The following is a 17,487-nucleotide window of genomic DNA, read 5'->3' on the forward strand; positions in this document are numbered from 1 at the left end:
AAAACAAGATTGAACTTTTCAAAAAAACACCGATTCTATTTAGTAATTATCTTGCTGATATTTATGGCTTTATGCGTCACCAGTTTATTTTTTCCCCTACCAGAATCCCTCAACTATGATGAAGGTTATCATTATGAAAGTGGAGTAGAAATTCTCAGAGGTACGGCAGCGAAACGGGGCGATGAAGATATTTACCATCGCAATATTATGCCAGCTTCAGCACTGCATCCCCTAGTTGATCAAACAATACAAAATATTTTTCCTATCTCTAAATATCTAAACTTAGAAAATAAGTTTTTTGGACGGTTTGCTACGATTATTATCTCAGTAATTTTAGCCATATATGTTTTTATCTGGTCAAAACAACTCTATGGAGTGTTAGCAGGATTTTTAGCCTTAATTCTCTATGTTCTCGATCCTAATATTATCGGAAATTCACGGATAATTACTCAAGATTTATTCGGAGCAGCTTCAATTTTTATTGCCATTTACTATTTCTGGTCTTTCCTAAGATTTGGTAGCAGAAAAAATCTGGTTTTAAGTATATTAACTTTTGGAATTGCCCAGATTTGCCGCTTAACAGCCGTTTATTTAGCTCCCATTTATATAATTTTAGGTCTTGGTTTTTACCATCGGGAAATTATTCAATCTATTCAAACCAAAAATATTCGCGTAATTCAACGGGTAATTAAGCGCAGTATCTTCTATATACTAGCTCTGATTTTATCAACAATATTAATCATAAATATTAGTTATTCTTTTGAGAGAAGTGGCACTCAATTGCAGAATTATCAATTTCTCAGTCATAGTTTTAAGCAACTGCAAACCTATCCTGTCTTAAAATCTTTGTCGATTCCTATTCCCGCTGCTTATTTGCAAGCATTAGACTTCGGTAAGTATAAACAAGAAACAGGTTTTGGTAGTGGAATGCCCTATCTTTTGGGACAGTTAGGATTTATAGTTGATCCAGTACAAGGATTTAAAATTAAGGGATTTCCCCAATATTTTCTGATCACTTTTCTCTATAAAGTACCGATAGCTACCCAAATATTTATCTGGTTGGGATTTATCAGTTTATTTCTCTGGAGAAAACAGTTAAATTTTTGGCAGAATGAAGCTTTTTTGATTATTCCCAGTCTATTATATTTCATCTTAATGAGTTCTAACACTGCTCAAATAGGTATTAGATATATTTTAATGATTTTCCCCTTTTTATTTGTCTTTGCTAGTCGGATTGTTACCGGTTGGCCAGCTTATAAAAGACCCTATCGCATTTTAATTATTGTCCTGACCCTTTACTTACTAATTTCCAATCTTTCCTATTTTCCCCATTATATTTCCTATTTTAACGAATTAGTTATTGATCGCAAAATGAGCTATCAAGTTCTGGTCGATTCTAATTTAGATTGGGGACAAAATAAAAATTATCTGCAAGACTATCTCCAAAAACATCCCAACGCTCTCTTTATTCGTTATGACGGAGATAATAAACTTAATTTAGTCATCGAGAATCAAAAAGTTGCACCCTCACAGGTTTCTCTCGATAATCCGATTAATTTACTGGTGATAGAAGCTAATCAATTAATCGGTATTACCACCGATTCTAACCATTTTTACTGGCTGCGTTCTAGTCGTCAACCTATTGATCATCTTGCTTATAGTTACCTAATTTTCAAGATTTCCTCTCAAGACGCAGCCAATATTTTTGGTAAAAACTAGAAACTGTTCACCAATACTTTTTCTGATTTTTCTTGCCAAGTACCATAAAAAATGGGAGGGATAACACTGGGTAATTGCAGACAGCAAAGGGGTTCTTTTTCTAACTGCTGACTATCATAGATTCTCCCTTGGCTGCTGTGATTATTGCCGTCGTAAACCACGACGATTAACCATTCCGTTTCTGGAGATAAACCATCGCAGACAAAAATCGGTTCACTTCCATAACAGTTATTTTCTAGATAAGCAATAGTTAACTTACCCGTGGAGTGATTAGAGTTCTTAAGTACAGGGTGAGAGCATATCAAACGCTATTGACAATTGGCCAATTTTGTGATCCGCTTGCTGTGTGAGCATTTCAAGTGATACCAGTCAATTAGAATAGTTACGAAATCGACCAAATGGGTCGATTTTTGCTTAACAATTGAGATGGCAAATTCTCCTTGAATATGCCTAAATCGCACTCTGGGTAAGCAACTCACATAAAGTTCATTTTGTCAAGGATTGTTAAGATGCGTTTACCCTGATAATTCCAGTGATCAATTGGCTATCCTGATCATCTCTGGTGATTTTCCCGCAGCATAAATATCCCACATTGTCCGATAAGCTTTTTCTAAATTGCGGGTAAAATGAAGGGTCTCAAATAACGGATAAGTAAGACGATTTTGTGCTAGTTTCTGTTTAATTTCGTGCAATTTATCAGGAGATTTTGCTAAATTAATCGCTAAATTTTTATACTCCTCTAAATTCTTAGTAATTAATTCAGGTAGGCCAATAGCTGTCAGTAAACTAGCACCAACACGGGAAGGAAAAGTCTCCCCCAAACAAGTTATAATCGGTAAACCTGCCCATAAAGCATCACTTCCAGTCGTATGAGCATTATAGTATAAAGTATCAAGAAATAAATCAGCTAGTTGATGCCGCGCCAAATGTTCCGACTTAGGTTCGAGATGGGCAAAAATTAAGCGATCGCCTTCAATTCCTCGCGCTTTTGCTTCCCGACGTAGATTTGCTTCAGCTTCAGCTACTCTCGAAAATAACCATAATACACTACCGGGAACATTGGCCAAAATTTGCATCCATACAGTGAATATTTGCGGCTCAATTTTATAGGTATGGTTGAAACAACAAAAGACAAAACCCGATTCAGGAAGACCATAATGGGAACGAGTAACAGGTTTAGATGATATAATTTGTTGATAATCATTAGCCTGATAACTATCCGGTAAAATTACCAATTTTTCGGTAAAATTATCAGCAGACTCTGGTGGTGTAACTATGGCATCACCAATAATATAGTCGATAAAATCTGCTCCCATTGTCCCCGGATAAACCAAATAATTAACTTGAATCGGTGCCGGTTTTAAAGCCAATATTTGTGTCCGCGCTTTATCAATATATCCCATCAAATCAACTAAAATATGCACCCCATCATTGAAAATCCGTTGTGCAGATTCCGTAATTGATAAAGTAGCAATATCATAAAAGCGATCGCAATCATTAGCAATGCGATGACGATACTCACTACCATCATCAGGATCATAGGAATAGGCAATTATTTCAAAGTTATTGCGATCATGTAAACCAAAGACACTTTGCATCAAATGACTGGTAGGATGATTACGAAAATCATGGCATAAATAACCTATTTTTAATCGTCCAGATCGGGTGCGGGAATGGTTAAAGTTTAGGGGTTTAGTAATCAATGCTAATTGTCTTTTAATTTCTTGAGCATAGTTAGAAGCTACTTTTAACTGTTGAGTAGCAGACCAAGGTTTATATAAGCTATCAAAGGGAGTTACTGCGGTAGTTTTTCTCTCTTGTAACTGTTTTTCTGTTAATTGCCAAAGTTGAATTAAATCAGCTTCTCTTGTCTCCCAATTACAAGTCATTTCCTTCATAGAAAATAAGCAAGCAAAAGCCTCTGGGGAATTAGGTTGAATGGCTAAAGCTTGCTTAAATACGCTCATAGCTGCTTCTACTTTGTCCTGTCTTCCTAACGCTAAAGCTAAACTATTGTAAGCTTTAATGTATTTAGGATTAAGCTTAATTGCTGTTTGAAAATAAGAGATCGCTTCTTAAATTTTTCCCTGTAGTTGTAACACATTGCCTAAATTAAAGTGTGCTTCTGGATAATTAGGGTTTTTCCTGATTGCTTCTTGAAACTTTACCCCAGCATCCCCTAACTTATCCTGCATTTGTAAGACTAAACCTAAATTATTCTCAGCAAAAGCATAGTTTTGATCGCTACGAATAGCTTGGTTAAAGCAAATAATCGCCTCGTCTAAATCTCCCTTGCTAACTGCTATTATTCCTAAATTATTGTGGCTTTCTGCATAATTAGGGTTAATAAGTAAAGCTTGCTTATAAGCCAAAATAGCTTGATCAATTTGTCCTAAACTATCCATGATTACCCCCAACTGATGCCAAGCAGCTGCATATTGGGGAGATTGATTAATTAATTGTTGATAGAGAGCGATCGCTTCTTCAAGCTTAAGCTGTTTTTGCAAGGTGTATGCTTGCTGATAAAGGGTATCTGCTGGCGAAGTATCAGGCTGATTATTTGCTATATTTCCTCCAACTAAAGGAGAAATAGGATCGAGAGTAATAATTTTACTGATGTCATCATTTTGGAATCCTAAAGCTTGGGGACGTTTAACTCCTTCTAATACCAATTCTCCAAAGTCTGACTACAGAAGTTTAATCCCCCTAAATCCCCCTAAATCCCCCTTAAAAAGGGTGACTTAAATTCGATGTGTAGTTTTCATTTAGAGAAATGGTATAAGATTTGTATATCATAAAGTTCAGTCACTTCACCTTCTAAGCGTATCCAGTGAACAACTTCACCTGTTTTCAAATCAATAATTAGCAGACCACAGCGAGGTTCTGCTTCTTTAGCCATTAAATTATCATCTAAGATTAACCCCGAAAAAGTCTTATCTACCCCACGATTTTTAGATAATCCAACAATGGCATAATTTCCGACAAATGCTAAACCACGCAGAAAACCAGGACAAAAAGTAACAGGCTCAAAAATGCCCTTATTTTGATCAATATAACCAAAGTAACCCGTACCCGCATTTAATAACCATAACTTACCCTGATAAAATCGGGGAGAATGAGGCATAGATAAACCAGTAGCAATCACTTCATTAGACTGAATATCAATGACACAACCGCCAGTTTGTCTTCTGTCTCTCCACCCATCCACCACATCTGATTGACTACAAGCGGTAACATAACGCGCCTTCCCATCTACCAAAGCTAAACCATTGAGATGACAACGATCTTCATTGACTAAAGCGGAAATAAACGATGGTTTCCATAGGGGAATACAACTATGGCGATCGCTGACTGTCGCCAGACAATTTAACATCGTACTGATAAATATAATTCTTTCAGAGAGATTTTCTATTGCCAAATCGTGAATATCTAAATCCCCAGTAGTATAACTAATGCGGGGGATATAAAGTTTATCGTAACCATTATAAAGCTGTTCGGATGATAGCACATTATCTAGTTGCCAGATTTGATAGCGGGAACTAAGATAAATCCTTTCTGGGGTAGTATATAAACCCATGGCGCGGTCAAATATCCGCTCAAATCCCGACATCCCCCTGTGGGGGTTAACTCCTAAAAACATCAGTCGAGAACTTTGATAGGTAGTAAAAGCCAGACTAATCTGCTGAGACTCTAACCAATCAATGAAATTACGGGAAGCAATTATCTCTACGGGGATAGATTGATTAGTATTGGGATTTGATTGATTCATCATAACCACAAAGACACAAAGATTAGCCAGTAGGGTGTGAAGCGCGATAGCATAACGCACCAATTTAATGATAGAGGTGGTGCGTTACGGCGGCTTGTTAATTTTGGTTTTTTGACCGAATTGATGGCCGCAAATACGCACCCTACACCTAAATTAGGTGTGTCAGTCCACTACGATTTATGTTTTTGTTTGAGCGCGATCGTTTATAATCAAAATATCATTATTTTGGGGTAAAAGAAAAATGCGTAAACAGACCATTCAATATACATCATCTTTAGATGCTTTGATTGCTGTTGCCAAGCGACTTAGCGTTTATGAGAACCAACATAAAATGGATTCCGAAGATTTTTATAACCAATACAATCAGGGAACATTGTCAGATGATATAATATTTATAGAATCGGCAAACGATTATCGTCATTACCTTGCTTTGCGTCAAGAATTAGAACAAATATTAAATCATGCTGCTTAAACTTTTATCTGATTACCTCAATCAAGTAGAGCAAGCAATTGTGCAGCCAGTAGGGTGTGAAGCGCGATAGCGTAACGCACCAATTTAATGATAGAGGTAGTGCGTTACGGCGGCTTGTTAATTTTGGTTTTTTGACGGAATTGATAGCCGCAAATACGCACCCTACGCCTAGTTAATTAAACAAAGAAATTAGTCACTGGAATGCTTTCTAAAGCAGGTAAAGTCCCAGTAAATCCGGTGATATTTATTAATAAATCATTGCTGGATTGGAAGCCAGCCGCGCTATCATTAATAACGAGGTAAGTTCCGGCTATCGCACCAGTTGTTACCTGCACTAAGGCGGCACTATTAACCGCTAATTCTTGATTACCCGTAGTGGCTCCATTGGCATCAGTAAATACCTGATTGACTAAATTCTGTAAAGTGGTGACAGTGCTATTAGCAGCACGACTGAAACTAATCGGTGCATTGGTGGCGAGTCCACCTTGAGTTAATAAGTCAATTTTATCAGTATTGATGGCAAAATCTGTGATACGATCGCTGGCGGATATGGTAGATTGTCCAAATTGGAAGATAAAAGTATCTGCACCTGGACCACCGGTTAGAATATCAGCACCATTAGCACCATTGATTTGATTATTGCCACTATTTCCGGTAATAGTATTGTTGTTATTGTTACCCGTACCGTTAATATTATTAGTGCCAATTAGTTTGAGGTTTTCGACACCGTTAGGTAAAGTACGAGTGAGAATGCTTTGCCAAGTATCAGTAATGATAACTCCTGCTGTTTCTTCATCAGGATTAATGATAGCATTAGTCGCATTTGACAAGGTTACTGCAAAGACTTCATCCGGTTCATTAAGGTCATCATTGAGAATGGGAATGGTAATAGTAGCAGTAGAAGCATTAGCGGGAATGATGAGAGTTCCTGTCTGGCTAGTGTAATCTACATTAGCATTAGCATCAATGGGTGCAGTAGCATAATTAACACTAATTTGTTGTGGATTGGGATTATTTACAGTGACGGTGAGAACTGCATTACTATTTTTACCTTCGACAACAGTAATGATGTCGTTGATGGAGAGTTGGGAAAAGTCGTCATTGGTAATTGTCCCCGTCACTGCGGTTGGTGTACCTATTGTATAACCTGTCCCCGCAGCAAGAGTTAAAATAACAGTTTCGTTACTTTCTACTATTGTGTCAGCAGTGGGGTCAACGGTTACGGTAGCAGTGGATGAACCAGCAACAAAGGTGACTGTATTGGTAGTCCCTGTACGAGTGTAGTCGGTATTTAAAGTCGCTGTCCCTCCGAGGGTGTAATTGACTGTTAAAGCATTACTTGTTACTCCGCTACGGGTGAAAGTATAAACCAGATTATTTGTCCCGTCTTCGGTAACACTTCCAGGAGAGACCGCAAGAGTAACATTGGTATCATCATTATTAATCGTCCCCGTCACTGCGGTTGGTGTACCTATTGTATAACCAGTCCCCGAAGTAAGAGTTAAGGCGACCGTTTCATTGTTTTCCACTGTAGTATCAGCAGTGGGGTCAACGATTACGGTAGCAGTAGTAGCATTAGCTGCGAAGGTGACAGTATTGTTAGTCCCGCTGCGAGTGTAATCGGTATTGAGAGTCGCAGTCCCCCCAATACTGTAATTGACTGTCAAAGCACTTGTTGTTACTCCACTACGAGTGAAGGTATAAACCAGATTACTTGTCCCGTCTTCAGTTACGCTTGCGGGAGAAACCGCCAGGGTGACACTGGTATCATCATTTTGAATGGCTCCGGTGGCAGTAGCGGTAGTAATAGTAGCGCCGTTGGTGGCATTGGAGAGGGTAACGGTAAAGTTTTCGTTCGGTTCTACTGTTGTATCTCCCTGAACGTCAACAGTAATCACCTTACTGATTTCCCCCGTCGTAAAACTCACTACCCCACTGGGTAACACTCCCCCGACAAAATCAGTGGCATTGGCAGGATTGCTGCCGCTGCCGGTAACTGCCCAGTTGACGTTATTGCTTCCCGTGGTATTAACCGCACGAGTGACGGTGAAGGTAAAGGCTTTACTGCCACTATTGCCCTCGGTTTGATTGGCACTGGTGGCGGCAATAGCGAGGGTGGGAACTGCGGGCGTACCCACATTTAAAGCCCACAAGTCATAACCGTTAACGCCGTCATTGGCGCTGAAGTACAGGGTGCTGCCCACTACCCTCAAATTGCGGGGGTTAGAGCCATTGGAACCAGGGCGGATGTCGGCTACCAGAACTGTACCGGCCGCCGTGCCGTCGCTTTTCCACAATTCCTTACCGTTAACGTCGTCAAAGGCAGTGAAGTACAGGGTATTGCCCACTGCCGTTAGATAGCGGGGGAGGGAGCTAGAGTAACCAGGGCGGATATCTTTGACCAAAACCGTGCCGGCCGCTGTGCCGTCACTTTTCCACAATTCCTCACCGTTCACGCTGTCAGAGGCAGTGAAGAACAGGGTATTGCCTACTGCCGTTAGATTGTTGGGGTAAGTGCCAGGGATATAGGGGTGAGAAACGCCGATATCTTTGACCAGAACCGTACCCGCCGCTGTGCCGTCGCTTTTCCACAATTCTCTACCGTTAACGCCGCCGTAACCGCCGCCGTCATTGGCGCTGAAGAACACTGTGTTACCCACCGCCGTCAGATAGCTTGGGTTGGACGAACCGGGGGCGATATCTTTGACCAAAACCGTACCGGCCGCCGTGCCGTCGCTCTTCCACAATTCCCGACCATTTACGCCGTTATCGGCAGTGAAAAAGAGGGTATTGCCTACTGCTGTCGGAAAGCGGATGTTGGAGCCGTAGGAACCAGGGCGGATATCTTTGACCCGAACTGTACCGGCCGCTGTGCCGTCGCTTTTCCACAATTCCTCACCGTTAACGTCGTCAAAGGCAGTGAAGTACAGGGTATTGCCCACCGCCGTCAGATTGCGGGGGCCAGAGCCATTGGAACCAGGGCCGATGTCGGCTACCAGAACTGTACCGGCCGCTGTGCCGTCGCTTTTCCACAATTCCTCACCGTTAACGTCGTCAAAGGCATTGAAGTACAGGGTATTGCCCACCGCTGTTAGATTGCGGGGGTTGGAACTCAAGCCACCAGTGATAACGCCACCGGAGCTAGAGGAGCCGGGGCGGATGTCCTTGACCAGAACCGTACCCGCCGCCGTGCCGTCGCTCTTCCATAATTCCTTACCGTTCACCCCGTCATCAGAGGTAAAGTACAAGGTGTTGCCCACTACTGTAAGACTGCCTGGCGAGGAGCTAGAGGAACCAGGGCGGATGTCCTTGACCAGAACCGTACCCAGCGCCGTACCGTCGCTTTTCCACAATTCAGTGCCGTTATACTTTGCACGGTTATAACTTGCATTTTTTACTCAAAGACAATAATATAGTTCAAGAGTCATAATTAGAAGCAAAGCACTCATTAAAAACATGATTAACCTAGAATTCACGGAAGAAGAAAAGAACTCACTGTATTATGAAAGATTTCATCATCCTCATCCCCGGGTTCAACTGAAGATGGAAGTTCTCTGGTTAAAAAGCCAAAAGATACCGCACAAAAAAATTTGTCAGTTAGCAGGAATCTCGCCAAATACCTTATTAACCTATCTTCGAGATTATCAAGAGGGCGGAATAGAAAAATTAAAAGAAATCAACTTCTATCGCCCTAAAAGTGAATTAGAGTCTCAAAGAGAAACACTCAAAAAATATTTCGAGAAAAATCCACCAGCCACAATAAATGAAGCTGTATATAGAATAGAAGAATTGACAGGGATAAAACGAAGTCCTACCCAAGTGAGGAAATTCTTAAAATCCTTGGGAATGAAATGTTTAAAAATAGGTTCTCTTCCTTCTAAAGCTGACCCAGATGAACAAGAAGACTACAAAGAAAAAAAGCTAGAACCCAGACTAAATGAGGCTAAAGAAGGAAAAAGGGCTGTTTTTTTTGTTGATGCCGCTCACTTCGTCATGGGAGCATTTCTCGGTTTTGTTTGGTGTTTTGAGAGACTTTTTGTTAAGTCACCGAGCGGGCGTAAACGCTTCAATGTTTTAGGAGCATTAAATGCAATAACTCATGAAGTTATTCTAGTTACTAATGACACTTATATTACGGCAACTCAAGTCTGTGAACTTCTTGAAAAAATAGCTGCTTTAGGACTAATGATTCCCATCACTCTAGTCTTAGATAATGCCCGCTATCAGAAATGTAAAATTGTTGAAGAATTGGCTCTTTCTTTGTCAATAGAGCTACTCTATCTGCCGTCTTATTCGCCTAATCTAAATTTAATTGAAAGGCTGTGGAAATTTGTCAAAAAGAAATGTTTACATGGTAAATATTATGAAAACTTTTCTGACTTTTCTTCAGCCATTTATGAATGTCTGAATGATGCCCATCTGAAACATAAAAAAGAACTGGATTCCTTGCTGACTCTAAGATTTCAGAAGTTTAATAAATCTCAGATTATGAACGTCTAAAGTATAACGCCGTCAGCGGCGCTGAAGTAGAGGGTATTACCCACCACCGTTAGATTGCTGGGATTGATATCCTTAACTAAAAAAGGAGTTGACATGATTTTTTCCTGAATAAAGAGTAAAAATTAAACAATTAAGCCCCTAAAGAAGGCACCATCCACACCGATTGAGTGCCGTCGAGGTCGGTATCTCTCAAAGAAACCCGTTTTCTAAAGAAGTTCTAGGATTGGATTTTTGCCAAAGACTGCTTAAATTCTGCGAGAGAATTAGCGGTAGCTGCTAATTTTAGTAGCTCTTCTAAGATAGTAGGGTTAGTCATTTTGCCGATTATCTCTTCAATTTCTGAAGAAATCTCGCCAAACCGCACAGTTAAAACTGTTTTGATGTCATCACGGCTTTTTTGTAAAGCCCCAATTTCCTTGCCAATTTCCTTACCAATTTCCTTGCCTATTTCCTTACCGCGTTCTATTCCTCGTAACTCCATATTACTCATTAAAGGCATGGTTCTTTCCTCCTCAAATTGTTTAATTTTACTCTCTAAACTTGACTGCAATTCAGAGGATAAAGTCATCATATTGTCGATGATTTCAAACAGTTTAATTATCTGTTCTCTCTCGAACTCCTTTTCATATAATCCCCTGATTAACCTCCACTTCCACTGTTCCCGTTCTGGCAGCTTCCCAGTAGTCGCTTTTGTTTTCAGGTGTGCCATGACGATTATAGCAAAGGGATTGCTACTTGCTTCCAATTAGTCACTGATAACTGATAACTGATAACTGATAACTGATTAGTTGGTGAACTTCAGGAAAGAAGAAATGTAAAAACGCCTCAAAATACTCGGTTAAAGCTTCTTTCCAAGGTTCATCATAATTGGCAGTTGCTGGGTTCATTGGAGAAGAAAATTACTGAGACTATTGTTCTAAAAGTTGATGCAACTCATCAAAAGAATTAACGGTTAATGCCGATTTCAGTAACTCGTCTAAAATCGATAATACAGAAATTTTATCAACAGCTTGCTCAATTTCTATTGGAATGTCACCCAATCGCATTTTCAGCACCGTTTTAACATAGTTACGAGCATTTTCTAACGCTCCAATTTCCTTACCAATTTCCTTACCGCGTTCTATTCCTCGTAACTCCATATTACTCATTAAAGGCATGGTTCTTTCCTCCTCAAATTGTTTAATTTTACTCTCTAAACTTGACTGCAATTCAGAGGATAAAGTCATCATATTGTCGATGATTTCAAACAGTTTAATTATCTGTTCTCTCTCGAACTCCTTTTCATATAATCCCCTGATTAACCTCCACTTCCACTGTTCCCGTTCTGGCAGCTTCCCAGTAGTCGCTTTTGTTTTCAGGTGTGCCATCACTATTATAGCAAAAGGATTACTACTTGCTTCTAGTTCTGACCAGCTTTCCTCATAGTCCAGTAATTTAACCGTTGGGAATTTCAGACTCACTTCACAACCAGCGATAGTATAATTATAAGAATCTGGTCGCCAATTTACTCGTTCATCTCCTAATATAGCGAGACTGATAACTGGTTTCTGATACAAATCAAAGGCCCGATAGTTATAAATATACATCCTCTGAGGAAAATTTTCTTCGTATTGACTTTGAATTTCAATATGAATCAAAATCCAGACTTCTTCACCCCTGAGTAACCAGACTTTATAGAGTTTGTCAGCGAAACGTTTTTTTGTCTTTGCTGAAGCGGTAATCCGTTTAAGTTCTTTTTCTAGGGATTCGGGAGTTTTTGTCCAATCAATCAATTGGTGAACTTCAGGAAAGAAGAAATGTAAAAACGCCTCAAAATACTCGGTTAAAGCTTCTTTCCAAGGTTCATCATAATTAGCGGTTGTCTGTTTCATTATGACAATTTTAGTGGGTTGTTGTCAGAAGGTGAACGCTAACCTCAAAACTAAGCAGTTAAAGTATTTAACCAATTGATTAAATCTTTAACTGTAGAGAAATCGAATAAAGCTTCTGCTAATGCTTCGACATCATCAATACTTAACTCCATGATTTTAGTTTCTAATGAAGGATTAATCTCCCCTAACTTGCGTTTAAGTTGACGAAGAATCAATGTCTTTTCCCGTTCAATACCTTGTTCGATACCGCGTTCAATACCTTGTTCGATACCTTGTTCGATACCTTGTTCGATACCTTGTTCGATACCTTGTTCGATACCTAGTTCAATACCTTGTTCGATACCTAGTTCAATACCTTGACGCATCCAACTGGTGGTAATTTGCATGACTCCCTCCTGTACGGGTTGACTAAATGTGCTAATCTCTTCTTGAAATTGTCTCTCTTCCACCGGATTTAGATTGAGATATGTATCAATAAATCCAGAAATTAATTGCATTTTCGCAGGATTTAACCTTAAAGTAATTAACAAGCGCAGACATTCCGCTTTTACCTTGGCTCGCTCTTTCTCGGCAATGTTCATCTTCGCCATCAAAGCTGAAGCAACCGGATTCGGTTGATTAAGAAAATCTCGCCAATTTAATTGATTTAACTGCACTACTTGATAGTTAAATTCTAATACCTTAAAATCGGGAAAATCGACTACATATTGACTAATCGCTTCTCTTTTTGGCTTTGAATAAGAAAAAATTACAATCGGATAAATCGGTAAGACAAATTTCTCATGAAAGCGAGCAAAATAAGTAAACATTCGCCGATTAAACCACTTGCGGGAACTTTCCTGCGCCTCCAGATGAATCAGAAAAAAAGATTCTTTTCCTCTAAACTTAACTTGTGCGACTAAATCGCTTTCATACCTTTCTCCTTCCGTGACATCGGTAAATACTTCTTTGTCTAAAAAAGTAATCGAGTCCCTATCTAAATAATCCATCAATTGAGGAAAAAATAACTCGATAAATTCTACAAAAAAGGTGGAGATTAACTCCTTAAATAAGCGATCATGGTCAATATTGTTAGTCATGTAAATGTGTCTGTGATCGCTTCGATGGGTACAGTCAACAGTTCAAAGAACATGGCATTATGGGGAAAGTAGTCTAATTCTGGTAGATATTATAACACATAAAAGCCAGATCGAAAAAAAGTTTTCGATAACTCCGTCTTGAGGCAGTCGTAAGAACTAAGCAGTTAAAGTATTTAACCAATTGATTAAATCTTCAACCGTAGAGAAATCGAATAAAGCTTCTCTCTCACAAGTCCAGAAAACGGGTTTCTCAAAGAAACCCGTTTTCTAAATAGCGCCTTTTTCTGATTTTTCTTGCCAAGTACCATGAAAACTGGGAGGGATAACACTGGGTAATTGCAGACAGCAAAGGGGTTCTTTTTCTAACTGCTGACTGTCATAGATTCTCACTTGGCTGCTGTGATTATTGCCGTCGTAAACCACGACGATTAACCATCCTGTCTCTGGAGATAAACCATCGGAGACAAAAATCGGTTCACTGCCATAACAGTTATTTTCCAGATAAGCAATAGTTAACTTACCTGTGGAGTGATTATAACAAGCAGGAAGTCCGATAATTTCCCGACGAATATCGCTATCAGGACGATGGACAGCTAAAAAAGTATTTTGCCATTTTTGTCCCACCAGTTGCGGGGAAACCACTGGAAAATCACAGCTTAAATCCGAGAGAATTTCCTGATTAATCACTTTTGCTGATAGGGGATTAATAGTAATACTTGCCAATTTTCCAATGGCTAAGGTTTCGGTTTTACCCGTGGGAACTTCTTTTAAAAATTGATTAGTTTTAAAGTCATCATAACGGACAAAAACAATTTCAAGATTGCCTTGCTCATTCACACAACCATTAGCAAAGTGCCATTGAAACCATGAATCGGTAACACTTTCACTGACTAATTCCAGAGAATCTCGCTCAAAAATTAGTATTCTTGTTCCTAATTTTGGCTGCCACTGCATGGCATCACTAAAAGTTTTAAATCCCAACAGTATCAATAATTTATCCGCTTTTATCGGTGGAACGAAAAAGACCAAATACTGTCCTGCTAAAACAAAGTCATGCAGCAGAGACAATCTATCTAAATCAAAAGTTTTTTTGTGGATAATTTGACCAGTGGAGTCAGACTTATAGAGATTTAAACTAACTTTGGCACTGATTGTCACCCCGAAATTAAAAATCTCTCCTCTGGACAAATCTAGCTTAGGATGAGCGGAAAAAGTTTCCTTTGCTTGTAACCTAGATAAATTATCTAAACCTAGGGTTTCTAAAGATTGTAAATCTAATTTATGGGGAAAACCCCCTTCCCAGAGAGCTAATAATTTATCGGGTAAAGCTAACACCGAGGTGTTAGCGGCATTTTTTACCTCTTTTCCCCAATTATTCCAAAAGAAGCTGGGGGCATTCATGCCATAATTAGGAAATAAATATTGATTAGCGGTACTTTCTTGCTGATAACCAGCAGTCTGAACATAACGATAGGTGGCACTGGCTCCATTATCATGAAAATGTACAGCTAAAACTGCCCCATCTCCGTCAAACCAATGACCAACTTTTTGCTTACCTCTTTCTAATCTCCCCGGACCATTGCGATAGAGACTCCCCCGCAATCCGTCGGGAATTTTCCCCGATAGTAAGGTTAATTGCGTTTCAGAAAATTCCACTGCTGGTTTTTCTAAAGATTTTGCCCAAGCTTTCATAGATTTGCTTTTTTAGTAATTACATAGTTGAGTATAGCCCTAGACTAGGTTCAATGACAATAATTTCGGCAGTTTACCAGTTAATTAGTATTCGTCACAACCGATAAATTATATCATTATAAAGTATCGGGATCAATTCCCAGAGAACGGATATATTCGGCTAAACGTTCAGCTTTAAGATGCTCTTGTTCTAATTGTAAACTTGCTTCTTCAGCTTTAAGACGCTCTTGTTCCAATTGTAAACTTGCTTCTTCAGCTTTAAGACGCTCTTGTTCCAATTGTAAACTTGCTTCTTCAGCTTTAAGACGCTCTTGTTCTAACCTTTGAGATAACTCAAGAGAAGTTAAAAATTTCTGACCATCTAAACTATAAATTTCTAACCCATCTTCTCTCAAATCAAATCGGATACTTAACCGAGGACTAACCCATCCCTTAATCTCAGGTATAGAACTTAATAGTCCTTCCTGTCTCAACCATCCTTGAAAATTATGAGAATCGGGATCATAAAGATAGTATTCTTCCACTCCATAACGTTGATAAAACAGTAGTTTTCGCTCCATTTCTTCTAAGCTATTAGAAGGGGAGAGAATTTCAAAGACCACTTGAGGAGCAATGTTATCTTCTTGCCATTGTTTATAGGAACCCCGTCTTCCTTTCGGACGACCAAATACTACCATAACATCGGGAGCAACCGGTCCAGTAATTTTCTTATCTTGGACAGGATACCAGAGCAGATCTCCCGCAATAAAAACGTTAGGAGAATTAGCAAAGAGAATCTCAAGATTTTCTTTAATTTTCACGATCCATTCGTATTGTTCGGTGTTATCAGCCATGGGTTTACCGTCACTGTCGGGGTATTCAATATCTGGATCAATAGCTGGTGTAAAGGTCATAATTTATACTCCTTTAAATATTCATAAAGTATCGGGATCAATTCCTAGAGAACGGATATATTCAGCTAAACGTTCAGCTTTAAGACGCTCTTGTTCTAATTGTAAACTTGCTTCTTCAGCTTTTTGAGATAACTCAAGAGAAGTTAAAAATTTCTGACCATCTAAACTATAAATTTCTAACCCATCTTCTCTCAAATCAAATCGGATACTTAACCGAGGACTAACCCATCCCTTAATCTCAGGTATAGAACTTAATAGTCCTTCCTGTCTCAACCATCCTTGAAAATTATGAGAATCGGGATCATAAAGATAGTATTCTTCCACTCCATAACGTTGATAAAACAGTAGTTTTCGCTCCATTTCTTCTAAGCTATTAGAAGGGGAGAGAATTTCAAAGACCACTTGAGGAGCAATGTTATCTTCTTGCCATTGTTTATAGGAACCCCGTCTTCCTTTCGGACGACCAAATACTACCATAACATCGGGAGCAACCGGTCCGGTAATTTTCTTATCTTGGACGGGATACCAGAGCAGATCTCCCGCAATAAAAACGTTAGGAGAATTAGCAAAGAGAATCTCAAGATTTTCTTTGATTTTCACGATCCATTCGTATTGTTCGGTATTATCAGCCATGGGTTTACCGTCACTGTCGGGGTATTCAATATCTGGATCAATAGCTGGTGTAAAGGTCATAATTTCTGCTCCTTTAAATATTCATAAAGTATCGGGATCAATTCCTAGAGAACGGATATATTCGGCTAAACGTTCAGCTTTTTGAGATAACTCGATAGAACTTAAAAATTTCTGACCATCTAAACTATAAATTTCTAACCCATCTTCTCTCAATTCAAATCGGATATTTAACCGAGGACTAACCCATCCCTTAATCTCAGGGATAGAACTTAATAGTCCTTCCTGTCTCAACCATCCTTGAAAATTATGAGAATCGGGATCATAGAGATAGTATTCTTCCACTCCATAACGTTGATAAAACAGTAGTTTTCGCTCCATTTCTTCTAAGCTATTAGAAGGGGAGAGAATTTCAAAGACCACTTGAGGAGCAATGTTATCTTCTTGCCATTGTTTATAGGAACCCCGTCTTCCTTTCGGACGACCAAATACTACCATAACATCGGGAGCAACCGGTCCGGTAATTTTTTTATCTTGGACAGGATACCAGAGGAGATCCCCCGCAATAAAAACGTTAGGAGAATTAGCAAAGAGAATCTCAAGATTTTCTTTGATTTTCACGATCCATTCGTATTGTTCGGTATTATCAGCCATGGGTTTACCGTCACTATCGGGGTATTCAATATCTGGATCAATAGCTGGTGTAAAGGTCATAATTTATACTCTGAGGTTATTTGTTTGAAAATTAAATTCTAGCAGTGAGGTTATCTTTCCCCTCTAGTCCCAAAATAACATCGCCAATAAGATTGATCAAAATGTTTGTGTACTTTTGTTAAAAAGAAAAAGTTTTTTTGACAAAAAG

At 39.2% G+C, this 17,487-nt stretch carries 12 protein-coding genes and 4 pseudogenes; 3 read left to right on the forward strand and 13 right to left on the reverse strand.

All coding sequences use genetic code 11. The features are described 5' to 3' along the window. The first annotated feature begins 63 nt into the window (after positions 1-63). Positions 64-1,719 carry a glycosyltransferase family 39 protein gene (locus ACQY1X_RS16610; protein WP_430014904.1) on the forward strand — a complete coding sequence of 552 codons (1,656 nt, stop codon included), beginning with the start codon at positions 64-66 and terminating at the stop codon, positions 1,717-1,719. Here ACQY1X_RS16610 and ACQY1X_RS16615 read toward each other — a convergent pair. From ACQY1X_RS16615 to ACQY1X_RS16625, 3 pseudogenes are all read right to left on the reverse strand, one after another. After that, a pseudogene (locus ACQY1X_RS16615) lies at positions 1,716-1,991 on the reverse strand (carotenoid oxygenase family protein); the annotation flags it as partial. The gene ACQY1X_RS16610 and the pseudogene ACQY1X_RS16615 overlap by 4 nt on opposite strands. Positions 1,992-2,255: 264 nt before the next feature. Further along, positions 2,256-4,388: pseudogene (locus tag ACQY1X_RS16620) on the reverse strand (tetratricopeptide repeat protein); the annotation flags it as partial. Between the two features lie 113 nt (positions 4,389-4,501). Further along, positions 4,502-5,491 (reverse strand): annotated as a pseudogene (locus ACQY1X_RS16625) (TIGR03032 family protein); the annotation flags it as partial. Between the two features lie 238 nt (positions 5,492-5,729). Between ACQY1X_RS16625 and tumA the strand changes: the two are divergent. Further along, positions 5,730-5,960, forward strand: coding sequence for an antitoxin TumA (gene tumA / locus ACQY1X_RS16630; protein ID WP_002755114.1), 231 nt, complete (start codon positions 5,730-5,732; stop codon positions 5,958-5,960). A gap of 176 nt (positions 5,961-6,136) precedes the next feature. Here tumA and ACQY1X_RS16635 read toward each other — a convergent pair whose 3' ends face one another. Then, positions 6,137-9,313 carry an ELWxxDGT repeat protein gene (locus tag ACQY1X_RS16635; protein ID WP_430013170.1) on the reverse strand — a complete coding sequence of 1,059 codons (3,177 nt, stop codon included), beginning with the start codon at positions 9,311-9,313 and terminating at the stop codon, positions 6,137-6,139. Positions 9,314-9,416: 103 nt separating this feature from the next. Here ACQY1X_RS16635 and ACQY1X_RS16640 point away from each other — a divergent pair, with 103 nt between their 5' ends. Then, positions 9,417-10,460, forward strand: a complete 1,044-nt coding sequence (locus tag ACQY1X_RS16640) for an IS630 family transposase (protein ID WP_069474877.1) — start codon at positions 9,417-9,419, stop codon at positions 10,458-10,460. Positions 10,461-10,677: 217 nt separating this feature from the next. Here the strand turns inward: ACQY1X_RS16640 and ACQY1X_RS16645 are convergent, their stop codons facing one another. The 9 genes and pseudogenes from ACQY1X_RS16645 to ACQY1X_RS16685 form a co-directional block, all read right to left on the reverse strand. Further along, positions 10,678-11,169 (reverse strand): hypothetical protein, encoded by a 492-nt coding sequence (locus ACQY1X_RS16645; protein WP_430014905.1) that lies wholly within the window; start codon positions 11,167-11,169, stop codon positions 10,678-10,680. Between the two features lie 40 nt (positions 11,170-11,209). After that, on the reverse strand, positions 11,210-11,347 hold the full coding sequence (locus tag ACQY1X_RS16650) for a hypothetical protein (protein ID WP_316577663.1): 138 nt from the start codon (positions 11,345-11,347) through the stop codon (positions 11,210-11,212). A 21-nt stretch (positions 11,348-11,368) separates the two neighbouring features. Continuing rightward, complete coding sequence (locus tag ACQY1X_RS16655) at positions 11,369-12,331, reverse strand: hypothetical protein (protein WP_430013172.1); 963 nt, start codon at positions 12,329-12,331, stop codon at positions 11,369-11,371. A gap of 50 nt (positions 12,332-12,381) precedes the next feature. Beyond that, complete coding sequence (locus ACQY1X_RS16660; protein WP_016514578.1) at positions 12,382-13,410, reverse strand: DUF4351 domain-containing protein; 1,029 nt, start codon at positions 13,408-13,410, stop codon at positions 12,382-12,384. A gap of 156 nt (positions 13,411-13,566) precedes the next feature. Then, a pseudogene (locus ACQY1X_RS16665) lies at positions 13,567-13,632 on the reverse strand (DUF4351 domain-containing protein); the annotation flags it as partial. A 45-nt stretch (positions 13,633-13,677) separates the two neighbouring features. Further along, positions 13,678-15,102, reverse strand: a complete 1,425-nt coding sequence (locus ACQY1X_RS16670) for a carotenoid oxygenase family protein (protein ID WP_103112331.1) — start codon at positions 15,100-15,102, stop codon at positions 13,678-13,680. A 116-nt stretch (positions 15,103-15,218) separates the two neighbouring features. Further along, positions 15,219-15,995, reverse strand: a complete 777-nt coding sequence (locus ACQY1X_RS16675) for a Uma2 family endonuclease (RefSeq protein ID WP_430013173.1) — start codon at positions 15,993-15,995, stop codon at positions 15,219-15,221. Positions 15,996-16,016: 21 nt separating this feature from the next. Beyond that, positions 16,017-16,688 (reverse strand): Uma2 family endonuclease, encoded by a 672-nt coding sequence (locus ACQY1X_RS16680; protein WP_430013174.1) that lies wholly within the window; start codon positions 16,686-16,688, stop codon positions 16,017-16,019. A gap of 21 nt (positions 16,689-16,709) precedes the next feature. Beyond that, positions 16,710-17,339 (reverse strand): Uma2 family endonuclease, encoded by a 630-nt coding sequence (locus ACQY1X_RS16685; protein ID WP_430013175.1) that lies wholly within the window; start codon positions 17,337-17,339, stop codon positions 16,710-16,712. Positions 17,340-17,487: the final 148 nt, after the last annotated feature.

The organism is Microcystis protocystis FBCC-A270, assembly GCF_050500235.1.
GTDB lineage: Bacteria > Cyanobacteriota > Cyanobacteriia > Cyanobacteriales > Microcystaceae > Microcystis > Microcystis ichthyoblabe_A.

Excerpts from the sequence above, each read along its gene's own strand:
- ACQY1X_RS16670 (WP_103112331.1), bottom strand. The coding sequence starts at position 15,102 with ATGAAAGCTTGGGCAAAATCTTTAGAAAAACCAGCAGTGGAATTTTCT.
- ACQY1X_RS16660 (WP_016514578.1), bottom strand. The coding sequence starts at position 13,410 with ATGACTAACAATATTGACCATGATCGCTTATTTAAGGAGTTAATCTCC.
- ACQY1X_RS16685 (WP_430013175.1), bottom strand. The coding sequence starts at position 17,339 with ATGACCTTTACACCAGCTATTGATCCAGATATTGAATACCCCGATAGT.
- ACQY1X_RS16610 (WP_430014904.1), top strand. The coding sequence starts at position 64 with ATGGCTTTATGCGTCACCAGTTTATTTTTTCCCCTACCAGAATCCCTC.
- tumA (WP_002755114.1), top strand. The coding sequence starts at position 5,730 with ATGCGTAAACAGACCATTCAATATACATCATCTTTAGATGCTTTGATT.
- ACQY1X_RS16645 (WP_430014905.1), bottom strand. The coding sequence starts at position 11,169 with ATGGCACACCTGAAAACAAAAGCGACTACTGGGAAGCTGCCAGAACGG.
- ACQY1X_RS16675 (WP_430013173.1), bottom strand. The coding sequence starts at position 15,995 with ATGACCTTTACACCAGCTATTGATCCAGATATTGAATACCCCGACAGT.
- ACQY1X_RS16680 (WP_430013174.1), bottom strand. The coding sequence starts at position 16,688 with ATGACCTTTACACCAGCTATTGATCCAGATATTGAATACCCCGACAGT.
- ACQY1X_RS16650 (WP_316577663.1), bottom strand. The coding sequence starts at position 11,347 with ATGAACCCAGCAACTGCCAATTATGATGAACCTTGGAAAGAAGCTTTA.
- ACQY1X_RS16655 (WP_430013172.1), bottom strand. The coding sequence starts at position 12,331 with ATGAAACAGACAACCGCTAATTATGATGAACCTTGGAAAGAAGCTTTA.
- ACQY1X_RS16640 (WP_069474877.1), top strand. The coding sequence starts at position 9,417 with ATGATTAACCTAGAATTCACGGAAGAAGAAAAGAACTCACTGTATTAT.